The sequence below is a fragment of the Yoonia sp. genome (assembly GCF_014859355.1).
Taxonomy (GTDB): Bacteria; Pseudomonadota; Alphaproteobacteria; order Rhodobacterales; family Rhodobacteraceae; genus Yoonia.
Genome location: NZ_JACUUJ010000033.1, coordinates 14,390 through 31,267, shown reverse-complemented (window position 1 = coordinate 31,267; position 16,878 = coordinate 14,390). Strand labels below are relative to the sequence as shown.

Here is a 16,878-nt window from a genome sequence, read left to right as displayed (position 1 = left end):
CATATCTTTCCGCTTTGCTCGGGCGCGTCGCGCTGGCTTTGGAAGACTTGGGCCAGATGATTGTCGAAGTAGAAACCATCATCCTCGATGACCTGCAGGCGGAACGCCCCGATGATCTGGTCCGCTTACCGATTCAACACCTTGATCATGCACTGCAAACTATCGCGGAGCTTGGACAGCTGATGCAACGTTTGTCTGAACAAGAAATGCAGATTGACCAATTTTCCTTGACTGACATGATTTCTCCAATCCGCTTGGAACGGTTGCGACACCTGCTTGCGAACGGACGCCTGACGGACGAAAGACAATCGCATAAATCCGTGAATTCCGGTCATGTTTCTTTATTTTGAGAAGGCCCTATCTGCCGCATCTGCGGCCAGGCCAGCCATTACGCCCGATGTTCTGAGGTTCCGAGCGGGGCAAGGGTGCGGGAAAAGACAAAGGGCAGTTCATCTGTTTTAGATCGCCTTTTTACCAGACCAAAATACGCCCTGCGGTAACACAGAGGCAACCCTTCATCTGTGCCGCGATTGGGAAGACCTTTTTACGAACGCCGAAACAAGCTGAACCACCCTCACCCGAAAGAAACTGACATGCGTGTCGTCATAGCCCATCGATCATCCGTACAAAAAGCCCGCCTGCGCGTGCGGCTAGCAGGATTTCCAGGGGTCAATGTCGTGCGTATCGTCAGCGAGTTGCACGAAACATATCACTTTGCCGAACATCATCGCCCTGATTGTATCCTGATTTCCGCGAGTTTAGCGAACCGTCCCGAATTCGAACTCCTTGCCGCCTTGTTAAGGATTCTTTCGATCCGTTGCATTATATTGCATGATACAGATGAGGTTGAAAATTTTCCTTGCTCTACCAGGACCGGCCCGCATATCATCCGAATTTCATGCGATGCGCCTGATCCAATCTTGCGAAAGGTGCTTGAAAATGCGCCTGATTTGCCCGTGTGGCCCCCGGCAACAGACGATTATAACAGACAGCGTCACTCTGTTGATCCATTTCGCATTGTGCTGATCGGTTCGTCGACCGGCGGTGTGGATGCCTTACTGCGGATCATTTCAGGTTTCCCGGCAGATTGCCCTCCCACGCTTATCGTGCAGCATACCGGTGGCAGCTATGCGCGCAGCCTGATCCGCCTGCTGGACGGGGCGACCCCAGCAAAGGTTTTGCCGGCCCAGAATGGCCAGAACTTATCGCGGGGCGAGATTTATCTTGCACCGGATGATATGGCACATCTGCAATTGTGCCCTTCCCGAAGCCGCCAGATATTACTGAAACCGGGGCCACCCGTTTCAGGCCATCGGCCGTCCGTCGATGCGCTGTTTCAATCCGCATTGGACTACGCCGATGAAATCACAGCCGCCTTGCTAACCGGCATGGGCCGTGATGGCGCAGCAGGGATCACGGCCTTGCGTCGTGCAGGTGCCCGCACGATTGGACAAGATGCCGCGACATCGGTGGTTTACGGCATGCCCCGCGTCGCAAAACAAATGGGCGGCATCGAAACAGAACTGCCGCTGTCAATGATTGGTCCTGCACTCTTGCAGGTTTCGCGGACAACGGTGGCAACATGAGCCCGGTTTTTCAGGCGTCCTTATCACGGAAAACGATAACCGTCATACAAGGTAATTATGCCGTCTCTGATGACCCAGAGGTCGTGATGACAACCGTTCTGGGGTCCTGTGTGGCCGTCTGCCTGTTTGACCCTAAAGCGGGCGTTGGCGGCATGAACCATTTCCTGTTGGCCACACACGGAGACGCGCAGAACACGGATTTGAAATATGGTGTCAACGCGATGGAGCTCTTGATCAACAAGGTTTTACAGGCAGGTGCGAGCCGGCAGCATTTGCAGGCAAAGCTTTTCGGCGGTGCGCGTATGACAGATCATTCGCGCGACATCGGTGACACCAACGCGAAATTTTCGATCGCGTTTCTGGAACGCGAAGAGATCGCCTGCACCTCGAAAAGTCTGGGCGGTGACAAGGCCCGGCGCGTCCAGTTTCATCCTTTTTCTGGTGCCGCACGCCAAATGCAAATTAGCGGGCTGGCACCAGATGTCGAAAATCCCAGGCCGGTGCCGCGACCGGCCAGCGATATCACTTTGTTTTAGGGGAAAAGCCTTTCAGGTTTATCCCATGGCCTGCAAGCGTTTCAGCAACGACGATGTATCCCAGCGGCCACCGCCCAATTTCTGCACATCTTTATAGAACTGATCGACAAGCGCAGTGACCGGCAGGCTGGCGCCATTTTCATCCGCCGCATCCAGACAGATGCCCAAATCCTTGCGCATCCAGTCTACGGCGAACCCGTGTTCGAAATGGTCGTCCAGCATTGTTTCATAGCGGTTTGACATCTGCCAACTGCCCGCCGCCCCCTGGCTGATCACTTCGATCACAGCGCGCCCGTCAAGCCCGGCTTTCTGGGCGAAATGAAGCGCCTCTGACAGCCCCTGCACCAAGCCTGCAATGGCGATCTGGTTGCACATTTTTGTCATCTGACCCGCGCCACTGTCGCCGATGCGGCGACAAATCCGGGCATAGGCCGAAACAGTCTTTTCCGCAGCGTCATAGCTGTCTTGCGCGCCACCGCACATGATTGACAATACACCGTTTTCAGCACCGGCTTGGCCACCTGACACAGGCGCATCGACGAAAGATATGCCTTTTTGTGCGGCGGCGGCGTGCAAATCACGCGTGACGGCTGCCGACACGGTCGTATGGTCCACGAAAATGCTGCCCGCAGCCATCCCCGCGAATGCACCGTTTTCGCCAAGGCAAACGGCACGCAAGTCGTCATCATTGCCAACACAGGCCAGGACGAGAGCCGCCCCTTCAGCCGCAGCGGCGGGGGTCATGGCAAAACTGCCCCCGTGCTGTTTGACCCAAGCCTCTGCCTTGGTGGTGGTGCGGTTATAGACGGTCACGTCATGCCCCGCCGCCTGAAGATGGCCCGCCATCGGATACCCCATCACTCCAAGACCCAAAAACGCCAGTTTTGCCATCGGATATTCCCTTTTCTTTGACTTTAATGACGCCAGGCGATCAGTCCACCCATTCCCATGGCACGGTAAATGCGCCCAACGCCTTGCTCACCTCTTCTTCTGCTACGGGGCCTGTTTTTGCAATATGCGCAACCAACCCACGTTTTTTATCTTCTGTCACACTGCTAACTGATGCGGCCAGCCCAGCCGCCCTGAACGTTTCGTCAAATACGCGGGTAATGGCGCGTTTGCGCAGGTCGGGTTTGAAAATCTTGCCAACGGCTGTTTTTGGCAATTCATCCAGGATTTCCAACACCTTGGGTTGCGCTGCCCGCTCATGGATATGATCCTTGGCATAGGCCAGCAATTCATCCGGGGTCACTTGGGCCCCCGCGACCAGTTCGACGTAAGCACAGGGAATTTCCCCCGCGTGGGCATCTGGCTGCCCGATCGCCCCCGCAAAGGCCACCGCATCGTGGCCGGCTAGCGCCTCTTCGATTTCGGCAGGGTCGATGTTGTGGCCACCGCGAATGATCAGGTCCTTGGCGCGGCCCGTGATCCACAGATAGCCGTCCACATCCTTGCGGCCCAGATCACCAGTGCGCAGGTATTGCGTTTCAGACGCAGCGCCAGGATAGAAAAGACGCGCGTTTTTTTCCGCTTCGGTATAGGTCTTGCCACCGTAGACGCCGGGGTTGGACACACAGATTTCGCCAATTTCTTCGATGGCGCAATCCTCGCCTGTCTCAACCGCGATGATGCGCACATCCGTATAAGGGAAGGGTATCCCGATCGAGCCGACCCGTTTTTCACCGTCAGGCGGGTTGATTGACACAAGGCAGGTTGCCTCGGTCAGGCCATAACCTTCGCAGATCGTCACACCGGCAGCAGCCTCGAACCGTTTATACAGTTCCAGCGGCAACGGCGCCGACCCGCAGAACGCCAACCGCAGTGTGGAAATATCAGCATCCACCTTGCGCTGCATCAGCGCGGAAATCGCTGTTGGGACGGTGATCATAAAGGTCGCTTTGTGTTTTTCGATCAGCTTCCAGAAATTATCAAACACGCCTTCGCCACGATAGCCCTGCGGCGTGGGCAGCACGATCTCGGCCCCCGACCCAAGCGAGGCTCCCAGAGAAACGATCGTCGCGAAAACGTGAAATAGCGGCAGCGGGCACATCTGCACATCTTTTTCGGTAAACAACAACCGCGCACCCAACCATGCGTTATAAACGATGCCGGAATAGCGGTGCTGCACGACTTTGGGCATACCCGTGGTTCCGCCGGTGTGAAAATAGGCGGCAACGCGGTCGGTCTTGCTGTCAGCAAAGGTAAGCGTGACCGGTTGTTTCGCCAGTTCGGCGTTGAAATTCAGCACACGGGCATCGTGGTTAACAGGGTTTTTCGGCCGGATAAGCGGCACGATCAAACGTTTTACCCCCGTCAGATAGCGGTGCAGGTCCACTTCCAGCACGGTTTTGACGTTCGGGGCAAAGCGCACGGCCTCGGCCGCTTTTTGGGCCACGTCGGTCTTGGGAAAGGCTTTCAGCGTGACCAGCACCTTGGCGTTGGTTTCGCGCAGGATCGCAGAGATCTGTTCGGCATCCAGCAGCGGGTTGATCGGGTTCACGATCCCCGCCACTTGGCCGCCCAGATAGGTCAGGACGGTTTCGGTCGCGTTGGGCATCAGATAGGCCACAACGTCGTTTTCGCCGACACCCAGCGCACGAAACATGTTCGCGGCTTGCGCCGTTTTGGTGCGCAGGTCATTCCAGCTCAGCGTTTCGCAGGGCGTATCAGGGTCCGAGAAAAGCCGGTAACTAACGGCATTGCGCGCGCCGAATTTATCCGCCGTGCTGGACAGCAAGCCAAAAGTCGTGATGGGCAGATCACGCGCCTCCCACGGGGTTTCGTTTTCGATCGCATTGCGATCGGCAAAATTTGCATACGTCATGTGCGTGCCTCCCTGAACATCGCCCAACCGCTTGTGCGCGGCGGCTCTCCCTGCCGGACAGGGTGCGCAAACTGGCGCAGGGACGCAAGTCTGACGCTACGAAACAACCGGTTATTCGGCTGCCAAACCTTCGGTAAACTGAAGCCGGGCCAGGCGCGCATAAAGCCCATCTTGCGCAACAAGGCTGTCATGCGTGCCCTGTGCCACGATCCGGCCTGCATCGAAAACAACGATCCGGTCAGCCTTCTTCACGGTCGCCAAACGGTGCGCGACGATCAGCGTTGTGCGGTCATGGGCCAGCGTTTCGACCGCATGTTGCACCGCGCGCTCGCTTTCGGCATCCAATGCGCTGGTGGCTTCATCCAACAGCAGAATCGGCGCATCGCGCAAGATCGCCCTCGCGATCGCGATGCGCTGTTTTTGACCACCAGACAGCATCACGCCACGTTCGCCCACGTAACTGTCATACCCGTCAGGCAGCGCCATCAGAAAATCATGGGCTGCCGCCGCTTTTGCAGCGGCTTCGATTTCGGCATCAGTGGCGTCGGGGCGACCAAAACGAATATTTTCGCGCGCCGTATTGGCAAAGATCACCGGGTCTTGTGGAACAAGTGCAATCTTTTTGCGATATGCGCTGCGTTGCATGTCACGTAGATCGATGCCATCCAGCCGGATCGCACCCGACTGTGGGTCATAAAACCGCAACACCATTTGAATAATCGTCGTCTTGCCGGCACCGGATGGCCCCACCAGCGCCACCGTTTCCCCCGGTTTGATATCAAGACTAACATGATCCAGCGCGGCAATGCCGGGTCGCGAAGGATAGCTGAAACTGACATCATCAAAGGTGATATGCCCAACCGCATCATCAGGCACAGCCCGCGGGTTTGCGGGGTCGTCAACCGTATCCACCGCCATCAGCAATTCGACCAGACGTTCGGTCGCTCCGGCTGCGCGCTGCAATTCACCCCAGATTTCCGTCAGCGCGGCCATCGCGCCGGCCACCATGATCGTGTAGATCAGAAACTGCACCAATTCACCCTTGGTCAGCACACCAGAGCGCACATCATTGGCCCCCATCCACAAGAAACCGACGATGCTGGAAAAAGCGATGAAAATCACAATTGCAGTCAGGATCGCGCGCGTTGCAATGCGCTTGCGGGCGGCATCAAAGCTCTTTTCGGTCACGTCTCCAAAGCGTCTTTGGCTGATGGCCTCGTGCGAAAAGGCCTGCACGGTTTGCGCCGACAACAGTTGCTCTGACGCGTCACCGCTGGATTTGGCGATCAGATCCTGATTGGCCTTGGACAAAAACCGCACCCGACGCCCCAGCAGGATGATCGGCAGCACGATGACCGGTATGGGCCACAGGACAAGCGCCGTCATCTTGACTGACGTGATCAGCATCAAAGTAATACCGCCGATAAAAATCAAGGCGTTGCGCAGGGCAATAGAGACCGAGCTGCCAATCACCGACAAAATCAGCGTCGTATCGGTTGTGATCCGACTGAGCACCTCACCGGTCATTATTTTTTCGTAAAAAGCCGGGCTCATCCCAATCATGCGGTTGAAAACGGCCTTGCGAATATCGGCCACAACCCGTTCACCCAACCGCGTCACCAAATAGTAGCGCAGCGCGGTCCCAACCGCCAACAGCCCGACGATACCGATGGCACCCAGAAAATACGATTGCAAAATTTCGCCATTTTCGACATCGAAATTATCAATGACCCGCCGCACAGCCAGCGGCATGACCAGCGCCACGCAGGCCGTAAGGATCAGGGCCGCAATCGCGGCAAACGCCATCACACGGTAGGGCAGCACAAACGGACCAAGGGCCGCAAGCGCGCCAATCTTTTTAGAGGATGCGCGGTCTTCCGCAGATGTTTTCGGGGTTCTGGCCATGGGCGTCTCGATCAAATTTCCCGGTTCGTATAACCCCGGTGCCATGCGTTAAAAAAGCGACCAATTACGCCTGTTCAACCCAATCTACTGTGTCAGTTTGGAGCGGGCGACGGGAATCGAACCCGTATCATCAGCTTGGAAGGCTGAGGTCTTACCATTACACAACGCCCGCATAACGGGGATGGCATATGGCAACGCCCGCGTGTCGTCAAGGAACCCAGGCAGCTCCCACATTAAATTTCTGGAAATTTAATGTGGTCAAAGGCCAAATGCGCCACATCAACCGCAGCGCGTTTGCACAGGTTTGAACCTGTTTACATCATGATGACATGCCCGTCGATATAGGGTGTGTAAAGCCCGTTTTCGCCAGATATTCCGCCGTCACATCGGCCAGATCAGGGCCGATGTCACAAACATTTGCAGCATCGCGGAACATCGCATAGCCATCACCGCCGTTGTAGACATCGTTGTTGGACACCAGCCCATATGTCGCCGCCCGGTCGATCGGTTCCCCGCCCACCATAACATGCGACAAACGGCTGCCGACGGATGCGACAGGATCGGCCACAACCATGTTGCGGATTTCATCCAGTGGCACCGCCAGTTCGGCGATCCGTTCCACCGTTGCGCTATCCTCGGCGACTTCGCCGTCGATGATCAGCGGCGCGCCAACGGTCTGGTGATGACGCCATCGTCGTCAAAGGTCACGTTCAGCGCGCCCAGAAACTTGCCATAGGTCTAGGCCTGCACAATCGCGGTATCCCCCACCATTGTTGGGTCATATCCCACAGCGCCGTCCATGTCGCCAAGCAGGGTGTTGCGGTGCCCGCCCACGATCACATCAACGCCGTTTTTGTTGGCCGCAACCATCAGGTCGACGGCATAGCCCAGCTTGTTCATGATCTTTGCCGCCATCGCGCCTTTGTAATAGGTATATAACAACGTGCCCTGAAACTGGTCGCCACCATCCAAAAGGATGCTGTGGTTGCTGCGCACCCGTGCGTCTGCAATCGCCGTTACCAGACGGGCCGTGCCGCCAAAGCATTTACCAGCGGTGTTGTCCTCGGCGGAACCGCCGCTTTCAAAGGCGCTGATCGGTTCGAACCGGGCGTGAAAGTCGTGGGTGTGCAGGATCGTCAGCGCGTAGTCGGCCGATGCCGCCCCCGCCGTCAGTGCCAGCGCACAGGGTGCCGTCAGAATAGGAAAATTCATTGGATTGTTGCCCAAGGTTACAATACTGCCACCGCGGCGGTGGATCATTGCAGCATCAGACCTGCATCGAACCAGCACAACGCAGTCGCCAGACATCAGTTTGGCACACCACAGTCCTTGACCAATCTTTGCGAAACATTCATGACGCCGCCATGCTGATTTACAAAATTTTCCGCGCGCCCGAATGGGCCGAATTACAGGCCAAGGGCGCAACCGCCGGTGCCCCCATCGACGTGACCGATGGCTATGTGCATTTTTCGACCGCCGAAACAGTGGCCGAGACGGCGGCGAAATATTTTGCAGGTCAAGACGGGTTGGTGTTGCTGGCGCTGGAGGCCGATCGCCTTGATGCGCTGAAATGGGAACCGGCACGCGGTGGTCTGCTGTTTCCGCATCTTTATCGTCCTTTGCGGATGGATGACGTGCTATGGCACAAAACTCTGCCGCTGGTCGATGGCGCCCACCAATTCCCGCCACTGGCATGAAGGCGCTGGAACAAATCGGGCTAGCCGCCCTGCGCCGGGTTGACCCCGAACGCGCGCATGGTCTGGCGCTGATGGGGTTGAACGCGGGGTTTGGCCCCCGGGGCGGGCCGGTGACAACCGATCGTTTGCGCACGCAGCTTGCAGGGCTTGACCTGCCCAATCCCATCGGGCTGGCGGCAGGGTTCGACAAGAACGCGACAGCCCTGCATGCGCTGGCGAAAACCGGTTTCGGGTTTATCGAGGTCGGCGCCGCCACCCCCCGCCCCCAACCGGGCAACCCCAAACCGCGCCTGTTCCGGCTGGCGCAGGACCGTGCGGCGATCAACCGTTTCGGGTTCAACAACGACGGGATGGAAACGATTTCAGGGCGTCTTGCGCGGCGTCCGGCGCACCCTGTGACCGGCCTGAACCTTGGCGCCAACAAAGACAGCACCGACAAGGCGGCGGATTTTGCAAAGGTGTTGGCCCATTGCGGCCCGCATGTGGATTTTGCAACGGTCAACGTGTCATCCCCCAACACCGAAAAGCTGCGCGATTTACAGGGCAAGGCCGCGCTTTCGGCGCTGTTGGCGGGCGTGATGGAAGCACGCGCCGCGCTTGCGCGCCCGATCCCCGTTTTTCTGAAAATCGCCCCCGATCTGACGGGTGATGAAATTGCAGATGTGGCCAACGTCGCCAATGCATCGGGCATCGCGGCGATCATCGCCACCAATACCACGCTTGACCGCAACGGCCTGCATGGACCGCACAAGGATCAGGCGGGCGGGCTTTCGGGCCAGCCCCTGTTCGAAAAATCCACGCGTGTTCTGGCGCAGCTTTCCCTGCTGACCGACTTGCCAATCATCGGCGTTGGCGGCGTGGGCAGCGCCGCACAGGCCTATCAGAAAATCCGCGCCGGTGCGTCGGCGGTGCAGCTTTACACCGCGCTGGTCTATGGCGGGCTGTCGCTGGTCGATGACATTGCGCGGGATCTTGATGCGCTGCTGGCGCGCGACGGGTTCGCGCATGTCGCCGATGCGGTGGGATCAGGGCGTGCCGACTGGCTGTGACGCCTGGCGTTCGAGTGCGGGGTATTTCAAGCCCAGCGTCACCCCGCGCACAACGAAACTGAACAGCAACCCCAGCCACAGCCCGTGATTGCCAAAGGCCGCCATCAGCGGAATCACGGCCGCGAAATAGGCGATGGCTGACACGATCATCATGTTGCGCATGTCCGATGTCCGTGTCGCCCCGATGAAGATGCCATCCAGCATCCATGCGCCAACGCCCAAAACGGGGGCCGCGACCATATACGGCAGATAGACGCGGGCGGCATCGCGCACCACCTCGGATTTGGCCATGATATCGACGACCGCGCCACCAAAGACAGCAAAACAGACCGCAAGGCCGATGCAAATGCCAACCGCCCAGCCGGAACTGAGGATCGCGCTGCGCCGCAGGCTGCCCGGCGCACGCGCACCAAGGGCGCGCCCTACCAGCGCCTCGGCGGCAAAGGCGAACCCGTCCAGCGCATAGGCGGTGACATGCAGGAATTGCAGCAGGATCTGGTTGGCGGCCAGCTGCACATCGCCAAAGCCCGCGCCATAGAACAGAAAGCTGACAAAGATCGCCTGTAACAAAACCGACCGGATCAGGATATCGGTGTTCACCACCGCCATGCGCGCCAGCCGCACGCGGTCGAACACCCGGTCAACCGTCCGCCACGCAGTGCCGGCAAAGGCATCGCGACACAGCCACAGGCCCAGCACCAACCCCGACCATTCCACGATGAATGTGGCCAGCGCCACGCCCTGCACGCCCCAGTCAAAGCCCAGCACGAACAGCAGGTCCAGCCCGATATTGGCCCCGTTCATCAGCACCTGAATGGCCAGCACCGCGCGGGTGCGTTCCTGCCCGATCAACCATCCTGTCACACCATATAGCGCGATCGTCGCAGGCGCCGACCAGATGCGGATCGCCATATATTGCCGCGCCAGTGTTTCGACCTCGTCACTGGCGGGTGCCAGCCGGAACGCCCCCGCAAACAGCCAGACCTGCAAGGTGATCATGATCACCCCTGCCCCCAGCCCGATCAGCAGCGCGCGCGACAACAGCGCCTGCACCTCGTCCGTATCCAGACCGCCCGCCGCCTGTGCAGTCAGCCCCGTGGTGCCCATGCGCAGAAAACCAAAGACCCAGTAAACCGCCGACAGGATGACCGCCCCAATGCCTACCGCGCCAATCGGGGCCGCCTGCCCCAACTGGCCGACCACGCCGGTATCGACGATCCCAAGGATCGGCACCGTCGCATTCGACAGCACGATGGGCAGTGCGATGGTCAAAACCCGCCGGTGGGTCAGCGGGCCAACATCAGCCATCGCGGCCCGGCATCAGGAAATGGCCCGTCGCCTGCGCGAACAGCCGCGCGCGGTTATCCTGCCACGCCTCGACATGCACCGACGCATAGCGCCGTCCCGACCGGTTGATCCTTGCGCGTGCATAGGCATCGCGCGGCAAGCCGGAACGCAGGTAATCGACGGTGAAATCAATCGTCTTTGGCAGGTGGATACGCGGCGCATCATCGCTGACGCGGCCCGATTCCATATCTTCCCAGATCATCGCCCAGCTGAGTTCCATGATCGCCATCACCTCAAGAAAGGCCGCCGTAACACCGCCATGCAGGGCGGGCAGCATCGGGTTGCCGATCAGTTTGTCATCAAACGGCAGGATCGCCGTCAACTCATCCCCGCGGCGGTCGATCTGGATGCCCAGAAATTGCATATAGGGCACGCCCGCCACCAGCTTTTGCAGGGCAGCATCGCGGCGTTGCTTGATTACCTGCACGGGTTCGGGGCGTTTCATCGCTTGCCCCCTTCGATGGTGAATGCGCCAGTTGCGGTGGCCACAGGGCGGCTGGGGTCGCCATCAACTGCCGTGGCGCGCACGAAAGCTACCGAACGGGTCATGTGATAGCATTCCGCCGTTGCGGTGATCCGGTCGCCGGGCTTGGCCGGGCGCATATAGTCGATCCGCAGATCAAGCGTGGCCGTGCCGCCGGGTGCCGCCGGGTGCGACATGACAGCCGCGCCGCCGCAGGTATCCATCAAGGCCGACACCGCCCCGCCATGGATCACCCCTGTTTCAGGGTCACCGACAAGGCGGGTGTCATAATTCATGCCAATAACGGCACGCCCGTCGCCAATATCAACCACGTCCATCCCCAATACCCGCGCATAGGGGATCGCTTCAATGAATTTGCGGGCCATCAGCGCGCGGCGAGCTGTTTCAGGGTCTGTCATCTTCATTCCTTCATGCGCAATCGCTTGGCTCGCAACTTGGCACTTGCCCGCTGGACTGCAAGTGCTATATCTGCGATTGAGAATTGTTCGCAAAAGAAAAACCCTTGATGGATTCATCTACAAACTCGCCCGCGATGGTCTTGCCCCGGTTCTTTGGGCCGTTTCGCGTCAAGCGGTTGATCGTTGCCCTCTTTCTGCTGGGTCTTGCGATTGCACCCGGCACGCTGGGGGAACTGACGCGCGGATTGATGGTGGATGCCTTTGTGCAGGTGTCGGCATTTGTTGCCGCGACGCTTTTGCTGTTTTACGGGTCCGAACGTGTCTTCCATTTTGACATCGGACAATCGCTGAAAACCGCCAGACACTGGCAAATTCCAATTGCCACCTTACTAGGGGCCACGCCGGGCTGTGGTGGCGCGGTTGTGGTTGTCGCCGCCTATACATCGGGCAACGTCAGCTTTGGCGGGGTCGTGGCTGCATTGACCGCAACAATGGGCGACGCAGCCTTTTTGCTGATCGCAACCCGGCCGGATGTGGCCATGGTTGTGCTGCCTTTGGGATTGGTCGTTGGTGCCCTGTCGGGCTGGACGGTTGATTGGGTCGGCGGCAAAAAACTAGAGGTGAACACCGCGCAACAATGCGCGCTGGCACCGCTTGTCGGGCGCACACGGACCAAAGATTACATCTTTCTGGCGCTTGCCGCGCCCGGGCTTGTGATCGGAGTCACCCAGGTTCTGGGCGCTGATATTTACGCAATTTACGGTAATATTGCGACGGTTGTCGGACTGACCGGCACGGCGATCGGCCTTGCCATCTGGGCCACATCACACCTGACCGCGATGACCAACAGCAAAGACAGCCCTATAACGCGCATGGCCGAAGAAACCTCTTTCATCGCAATATGGGTTATCGGGGCCTATCTGGCCTATGACTATCTTGTAACCTTTACCGGGGTTGACCTGCACGCCGCCTTCAGCACCGTCGGACCGCTTTTGCCTCTGATGGCCATCGTGATCGGGATGATCCCGGGGTGCGGGCCACAAATTCTGGTCACCACGGCATATGTCAACGGGTTGATCCCTTTTGCCGCCCTGATGGGCAACGCGATCTCAAACGATGGGGACGCCCTGTTTCCTGCGCTTGCAATCAACCCCAAGGCAGCCATCTGGGCCACGGTTTATTCTACAATACCCGCGATGATTACTGCCTATGGGTTTTACTTTTTCGCGCCCGGTTTCATGAATTGATCGCGTGATCTTGCGTTGCTCCTGCGCGGCCATCCCGTTACCCTGCGCAGACGGAGGCAAAGATATCCATGCAAGACAAAGTGCTTTCATTCAAAGAAATGTGCGCGAAATTCGACGTGACGCCGCGCACCTTGCGATATTACGAATATATCGAACTTTTATCGCCCCAAAAAGAAGGCCGTGCGCGGTTTTACGGCCCGCGCGAACAGGCCCGGATGACGCTGATCTTGCGCGGACGCCGCTTTGGTTTTGCGCTGGAAGATATCCGCAAATGGCTAATGATCTACGAAAACGAAGGCACCACGGCGCAAATGCGCGAATGGATCAACCTTGCCGACCGTCAGATGGTTGAATTGGCCGAACAGAAAAAACAACTGGAAGACACGATGGCTGTCCTGAAATCCCTGCGCGATGCAACAGCACAATCACTGGATTGATCGCCTTCCACCCACAAGAAAGCCATCACAATCTTGCGCATGACCTTGCGTTCCTTTGGGTGACCTTTCGTCAGCCGCCAAGTGACGTGACGTTTCGTTTACGTTAACGTCACCTTTGATTGTATCATCTTTCCAGAGACTGCATCTGCATGGGATCACCCATGGATCAAGGACCGGACCGATGACCGCCGACACACTGAACATCCGCCAAATGTGCGAAGCGTTTGATGTCACCCCGCGCACGCTGCGTTTTTACGAGGCCAAGGAGCTGTTGTTCCCCATCCGCCAGGGACAAAAACGTCTGTTCACAAAACGCGACCGTGCCCGGCTCAAGCTGATTCTGCGCGGCAAGCGGTTTGGATTTTCGCTTGAGGAGATCCGCCAGCTTCTTGATCTTTATCACATGGAAGACGGCCAAGTGACGCAGCTTTCACAATCTTATGAATTGGCCAGACAGCATCTGGCTGACATGCAAGCACAGAAGGCCGAGTTGGAAGAAGCGATCGGCGAATTGCAGGCACAAATGGCCTGGGGGGCCAAAAAGCTGTCTGAACTGGCCAAAACAAAATCATCCGCGGCCTGATCGGCGCGCACCACCGACCACATGAGGGAGAGACCACAATGCCAATCTACAACGCCCCCACGAAAGACATCCAGTTTGTCCTGCATGATCTGTTGCGCGTCAGCGAACAAGACATCCCCGGCTTTGACGAACTGGATGCCGATTTCACCGGCGCCGTTGTGACAGAGGCCGGAAAAGTCGCCACAGAGGTTTTACACCCGCTGAACATGATCGGTGATACCGAAGGCTGCGTGCTGGAAAACAGCGTGGTGCGCACGCCCACCGGTTTCAAAGACGCCTTTGCCCAGATGAAGGAAGGCGGCTGGACGGCGATGGATTGCGACCCCGACTATGGCGGTCAGGGTCTGCCCTATGTCATGCATACTGCGGCACAGGAACCATTCGTGTCCGCCAATATGGCTTTCAACATGTATCAGGGCCTGACGCATGGGGCCTATTCGGCGATCTATGCACATGGGTCGGACGCGCAAAAACAGACATACCTGCCCAAGCTGACGACCTGCGAATGGACAGGCACCATGAACCTGACCGAGCCGCATTGCGGCACCGATCTGGGCCTGATGCGCACCAGGGCCGTGCCGCAGGATGATGGCAGCTACCGGATTTCGGGGCAAAAGATTTTCATCTCGGCCGGCGAACACGACATGGCCGACAACATCATCCACCTTGTGCTGGCAAAAATTTCGGGCGGCCCCGAAGGGATCAAAGGCGTGTCTCTGTTCATTGTCCCCAAGTTTCTGGTCAATGACGACGGCAGCCTTGGCGCACGCAACGGCGTCAGCGTCGGCAAGATCGAGGAAAAAATGGGCATCCACGGCAATGCCACCTGTGTGATGAACTATGACGACGCGACAGGTTATCTTTTGGGAGAAGAACACAAAGGCATGCGCGCCATGTTCACGATGATGAACGAGGCCCGTCTGGGTGTTGGCCTGCAAGGCTATGCGCAGGCCGAAAGCGCCTATCAGAACGCTGTGGCCTACGCCAAAGACCGCCTGCAAGGGCGCGCCGTGACCGGCGCGCAAAACCCTGATGGGCCGGCCGATCCGCTGATCGTGCATCCTGATATCCGGCGCAATCTGATGGATCAGAAATCATTCGTCGAAGGCGCGCGCGCTTTAACCTATTGGGGTGCCTACCTGATCGACCGCGCGCATCGCAACAAGGACGCCGAGGCTGATGGTCTGATTTCGCTGATGACCCCCGTCATCAAGGGGTTCCTGACCGACAAGGGCTTTGAATATGCCACCGCAGCACAGCAGGTTTACGGCGGGCATGGCTATATCGAAGAGTGGGGCATGTCCCAATATGCACGCGATGCGCGGATCGCCATGATCTACGAAGGGGCCAACGGGATTCAGGCGCTGGATCTGGTAGGTCGCAAGCTGGCACAGGACGGCGGCAAGCATGTCATGGCGTTTTTCGAGATGATCAAAACCTTCATCAAGGAAAACGAAGCCAATGAAGCGCTGAAAAAGGATTTCCTTGATCCGCTGAAAGCCGCGTCAAAAGACCTGCAAGCGGCGGGAATGTATTTCATGCAGAACGGCATGAAAAACCCCAACAACGCATTGTCGGGATCCTATGATTTCATGCACATGATGGGGCATGTCTGTCTGGGCCTGATGTGGGCGCGCATGGCCAAGGCGGCGATGGAGGCCTTGGACAGCGGGGCAACTGATAAAGAATTCTATAAAACCAAGATTGCCACGGGCCGCTATTACATGGCGCGCCAATTGCCTGCGACGGGAATGCATCTGGCGCGGATCAATACCGGTGCCGAAACGGTCATGGCACTGGACGCGGCAAACTTTTGAACAGGCGGGCGGGTAAAAACCCGCCCTACGCCAAAGTGCAACAGGAAAACAGGCCGATGACAAAACTACAAACCACGGCGCTGAACGCGCGTGAGGGAGCCTCCGGCGGGAGTTTTCCGGCCAAGATGAAGATGAAAGCTCCACCCCGGTCCTGCGACCGGGGCTTCACCTTGGACGCCAAATCGCTCTCCAGCTATTGGCGCATATCTACCGTCGCAAATAATGGTTAAGGAATGATTATGGGATGAAGGCTCCAGCTTCATCTTGGTAAAAAAACTCAAATCCCGCCGGTTCACCCTGCGCGGGCCTCTGGGAGGGGGCACAACATGATGAAACTGCATTGCTTTGCCGAAAGCGGTAACGCGTATAAGGTCGCCCTGACGCTGACGCTTGCCGAACAGGATTGGGAGCCGGTTTTCGTAGATTTCTTCAATGGCGCAACGCGCACCCCGGAATTTCGCACGCTGAACGTGATGGGCGAAGTGCCAGTGCTGGAAGATGGCGATCTGATTCTGACCCAATCGGGTGTAATTCAGGATTATATCAGCTCCAAATCCGGCAAACTGGGCGGACGGTCCGCCGCTGAACGGCGCGAGGTGCTGCGCTGGATGTTTTTTGACAACCACAAGGTATCAGGCATCGCAGGGCCGCTGCGGTTCAACATGAATTACCTGCCAGAGGCCAGGCAGAATGCCGATGTGAATGGCTTTCTGGCGATGCGACTGGCCTCTGCGCTCAAGATCGTGGAAACCCATCTGGACGGGCGCGACTGGCTGGCGGGCGATGACATTACCATCGCCGATATCGCCTGCGCGGGGTACCTGTTTTATCCCGAAGGTTTCACATTTAACCGTGCTGATTACCCCAAGATTGACCGCTGGCTGGACGCGATTGCCGCCCAGTCCGGTTGGAAACACCCCTATGACATGATGCCGCGCGCGCTTGGCAATGCGGATTGAACGGAGGAC

The 16,878-nt window shown here is 58.0% G+C and carries 16 protein-coding genes, 1 tRNA gene and 1 pseudogene; 10 read left to right on the top strand and 8 right to left on the bottom strand.

Annotation, left to right across the window (positions count from 1 at the left end):
* From IBX59_RS11615 to IBX59_RS11605, 3 genes are all read left to right on the top strand, one after another.
* Window positions 1–350 (top strand): hypothetical protein (locus tag IBX59_RS11615; protein WP_296375669.1); only part of this gene is annotated, 350 nt, incomplete at its 5' end.
* Window positions 351–956: 606 nt separating this feature from the next.
* Complete coding sequence (locus IBX59_RS11610) at window positions 957–1,586, top strand: CheB methylesterase domain-containing protein (RefSeq protein ID WP_296375678.1); 630 nt, start codon at window positions 957–959, stop codon at window positions 1,584–1,586.
* Window positions 1,587–1,672: 86 nt separating this feature from the next.
* Window positions 1,673–2,122: a chemotaxis protein CheD gene (locus IBX59_RS11605; RefSeq protein ID WP_296375667.1), complete on the top strand. Its 450-nt coding sequence runs from the start codon at window positions 1,673–1,675 to the stop codon at window positions 2,120–2,122.
* 18 nt (window positions 2,123–2,140) lie between these two features.
* Here the strand turns inward: IBX59_RS11605 and IBX59_RS11600 are convergent, their stop codons facing one another.
* The 5 genes and pseudogenes from IBX59_RS11600 to IBX59_RS11580 all read right to left on the bottom strand — a co-directional run bounded on the left by IBX59_RS11600 (window position 2,141) and on the right by IBX59_RS11580 (window position 8,063).
* Window positions 2,141–3,013: an NAD(P)-dependent oxidoreductase gene (locus IBX59_RS11600; protein WP_296375665.1), complete on the bottom strand. Its 873-nt coding sequence runs from the start codon at window positions 3,011–3,013 to the stop codon at window positions 2,141–2,143.
* 40 nt (window positions 3,014–3,053) lie between these two features.
* The gene (locus IBX59_RS11595) at window positions 3,054–4,946 is read right to left on the bottom strand and encodes an acyl-CoA synthetase (RefSeq protein ID WP_296375662.1); all 1,893 of its coding nucleotides are present in this window, start codon (window positions 4,944–4,946) and stop codon (window positions 3,054–3,056) included.
* A 111-nt stretch (window positions 4,947–5,057) separates the two neighbouring features.
* The gene (locus IBX59_RS11590) at window positions 5,058–6,851 is read right to left on the bottom strand and encodes an ABC transporter transmembrane domain-containing protein (RefSeq protein WP_296375660.1); all 1,794 of its coding nucleotides are present in this window, start codon (window positions 6,849–6,851) and stop codon (window positions 5,058–5,060) included.
* 98 nt (window positions 6,852–6,949) lie between these two features.
* Window positions 6,950–7,023: transfer RNA gene (locus tag IBX59_RS11585), tRNA-Gly, on the bottom strand.
* 142 nt (window positions 7,024–7,165) lie between these two features.
* Window positions 7,166–8,063 (bottom strand): annotated as a pseudogene (locus IBX59_RS11580) (5'-nucleotidase C-terminal domain-containing protein).
* Between the two features lie 152 nt (window positions 8,064–8,215).
* On the opposite strand from IBX59_RS11580, the gene IBX59_RS11575 reads away from it, so the two are divergent.
* Both IBX59_RS11575 and IBX59_RS11570 read left to right on the top strand, forming a co-directional pair.
* Entirely contained in the window at window positions 8,216–8,548 is a 333-nt protein-coding gene (locus IBX59_RS11575; protein ID WP_296375658.1) for a DUF952 domain-containing protein, read from the top strand.
* Complete coding sequence (locus tag IBX59_RS11570; RefSeq protein ID WP_296375676.1) at window positions 8,545–9,597, top strand: quinone-dependent dihydroorotate dehydrogenase; 1,053 nt, start codon at window positions 8,545–8,547, stop codon at window positions 9,595–9,597. Before IBX59_RS11575 ends, IBX59_RS11570 begins: the two co-directional genes overlap by 4 nt.
* Here the strand turns inward: IBX59_RS11570 and IBX59_RS11565 are convergent.
* From IBX59_RS11565 to IBX59_RS11555, 3 genes are read right to left on the bottom strand one after another with little or no spacing between them, the layout of a single operon-like run.
* On the bottom strand, window positions 9,574–10,905 hold the full coding sequence (locus IBX59_RS11565) for an MATE family efflux transporter (RefSeq protein WP_296375656.1): 1,332 nt from the start codon (window positions 10,903–10,905) through the stop codon (window positions 9,574–9,576). The two genes, IBX59_RS11570 and IBX59_RS11565, sit on opposite strands and share 24 nt — an antisense overlap.
* On the bottom strand, window positions 10,898–11,389 hold the full coding sequence (locus tag IBX59_RS11560) for a PaaI family thioesterase (RefSeq protein WP_296375654.1): 492 nt from the start codon (window positions 11,387–11,389) through the stop codon (window positions 10,898–10,900). The genes IBX59_RS11565 and IBX59_RS11560 overlap by 8 nt, the downstream gene beginning before the upstream one ends.
* Window positions 11,386–11,826, bottom strand: coding sequence for a PaaI family thioesterase (locus tag IBX59_RS11555; RefSeq protein WP_296375653.1), 441 nt, complete (start codon window positions 11,824–11,826; stop codon window positions 11,386–11,388). Before IBX59_RS11555 ends, IBX59_RS11560 begins: the two co-directional genes overlap by 4 nt.
* A gap of 107 nt (window positions 11,827–11,933) precedes the next feature.
* On the opposite strand from IBX59_RS11555, the gene IBX59_RS11550 reads away from it, so the two are divergent.
* From IBX59_RS11550 to IBX59_RS11530, 5 genes are all read left to right on the top strand, one after another.
* Window positions 11,934–13,073 (top strand): putative manganese transporter, encoded by a 1,140-nt coding sequence (locus tag IBX59_RS11550; protein ID WP_296375651.1) that lies wholly within the window; start codon window positions 11,934–11,936, stop codon window positions 13,071–13,073.
* Window positions 13,074–13,141: 68 nt separating this feature from the next.
* On the top strand, window positions 13,142–13,510 hold the full coding sequence (locus IBX59_RS11545; RefSeq protein ID WP_296375649.1) for a MerR family DNA-binding transcriptional regulator: 369 nt from the start codon (window positions 13,142–13,144) through the stop codon (window positions 13,508–13,510).
* A 181-nt stretch (window positions 13,511–13,691) separates the two neighbouring features.
* On the top strand, window positions 13,692–14,093 hold the full coding sequence (locus IBX59_RS11540; protein WP_296375646.1) for a MerR family DNA-binding transcriptional regulator: 402 nt from the start codon (window positions 13,692–13,694) through the stop codon (window positions 14,091–14,093).
* Window positions 14,094–14,131: 38 nt separating this feature from the next.
* Window positions 14,132–15,910 carry an acyl-CoA dehydrogenase C-terminal domain-containing protein gene (locus IBX59_RS11535; RefSeq protein WP_296375644.1) on the top strand — a complete coding sequence of 593 codons (1,779 nt, stop codon included), beginning with the start codon at window positions 14,132–14,134 and terminating at the stop codon, window positions 15,908–15,910.
* Window positions 15,911–16,239: 329 nt separating this feature from the next.
* Window positions 16,240–16,869, top strand: a complete 630-nt coding sequence (locus tag IBX59_RS11530) for a glutathione S-transferase family protein (protein WP_296375674.1) — start codon at window positions 16,240–16,242, stop codon at window positions 16,867–16,869.
* Window positions 16,870–16,878 lie beyond the last annotated feature (9 nt).

Bases quoted from the DNA above. Each gene is read 5' to 3' on its own strand.
- IBX59_RS11570 (WP_296375676.1), top strand. From the start codon at position 8,545: ATGAAGGCGCTGGAACAAATCGGGCTAGCCGCCCTGCGCCGGGTTGAC.
- IBX59_RS11575 (WP_296375658.1), top strand. From the start codon at position 8,216: ATGCTGATTTACAAAATTTTCCGCGCGCCCGAATGGGCCGAATTACAG.
- IBX59_RS11590 (WP_296375660.1), bottom strand. From the start codon at position 6,851: ATGGCCAGAACCCCGAAAACATCTGCGGAAGACCGCGCATCCTCTAAA.
- IBX59_RS11530 (WP_296375674.1), top strand. From the start codon at position 16,240: ATGAAACTGCATTGCTTTGCCGAAAGCGGTAACGCGTATAAGGTCGCC.
- IBX59_RS11540 (WP_296375646.1), top strand. From the start codon at position 13,692: ATGACCGCCGACACACTGAACATCCGCCAAATGTGCGAAGCGTTTGAT.
- IBX59_RS11560 (WP_296375654.1), bottom strand. From the start codon at position 11,389: ATGAAACGCCCCGAACCCGTGCAGGTAATCAAGCAACGCCGCGATGCT.
- IBX59_RS11535 (WP_296375644.1), top strand. From the start codon at position 14,132: ATGCCAATCTACAACGCCCCCACGAAAGACATCCAGTTTGTCCTGCAT.
- IBX59_RS11550 (WP_296375651.1), top strand. From the start codon at position 11,934: ATGGATTCATCTACAAACTCGCCCGCGATGGTCTTGCCCCGGTTCTTT.
- IBX59_RS11565 (WP_296375656.1), bottom strand. From the start codon at position 10,905: ATGGCTGATGTTGGCCCGCTGACCCACCGGCGGGTTTTGACCATCGCA.
- IBX59_RS11605 (WP_296375667.1), top strand. From the start codon at position 1,673: ATGACAACCGTTCTGGGGTCCTGTGTGGCCGTCTGCCTGTTTGACCCT.
- IBX59_RS11600 (WP_296375665.1), bottom strand. From the start codon at position 3,013: ATGGCAAAACTGGCGTTTTTGGGTCTTGGAGTGATGGGGTATCCGATG.
- IBX59_RS11555 (WP_296375653.1), bottom strand. From the start codon at position 11,826: ATGACAGACCCTGAAACAGCTCGCCGCGCGCTGATGGCCCGCAAATTC.
- IBX59_RS11595 (WP_296375662.1), bottom strand. From the start codon at position 4,946: ATGACGTATGCAAATTTTGCCGATCGCAATGCGATCGAAAACGAAACC.
- IBX59_RS11545 (WP_296375649.1), top strand. From the start codon at position 13,142: ATGCAAGACAAAGTGCTTTCATTCAAAGAAATGTGCGCGAAATTCGAC.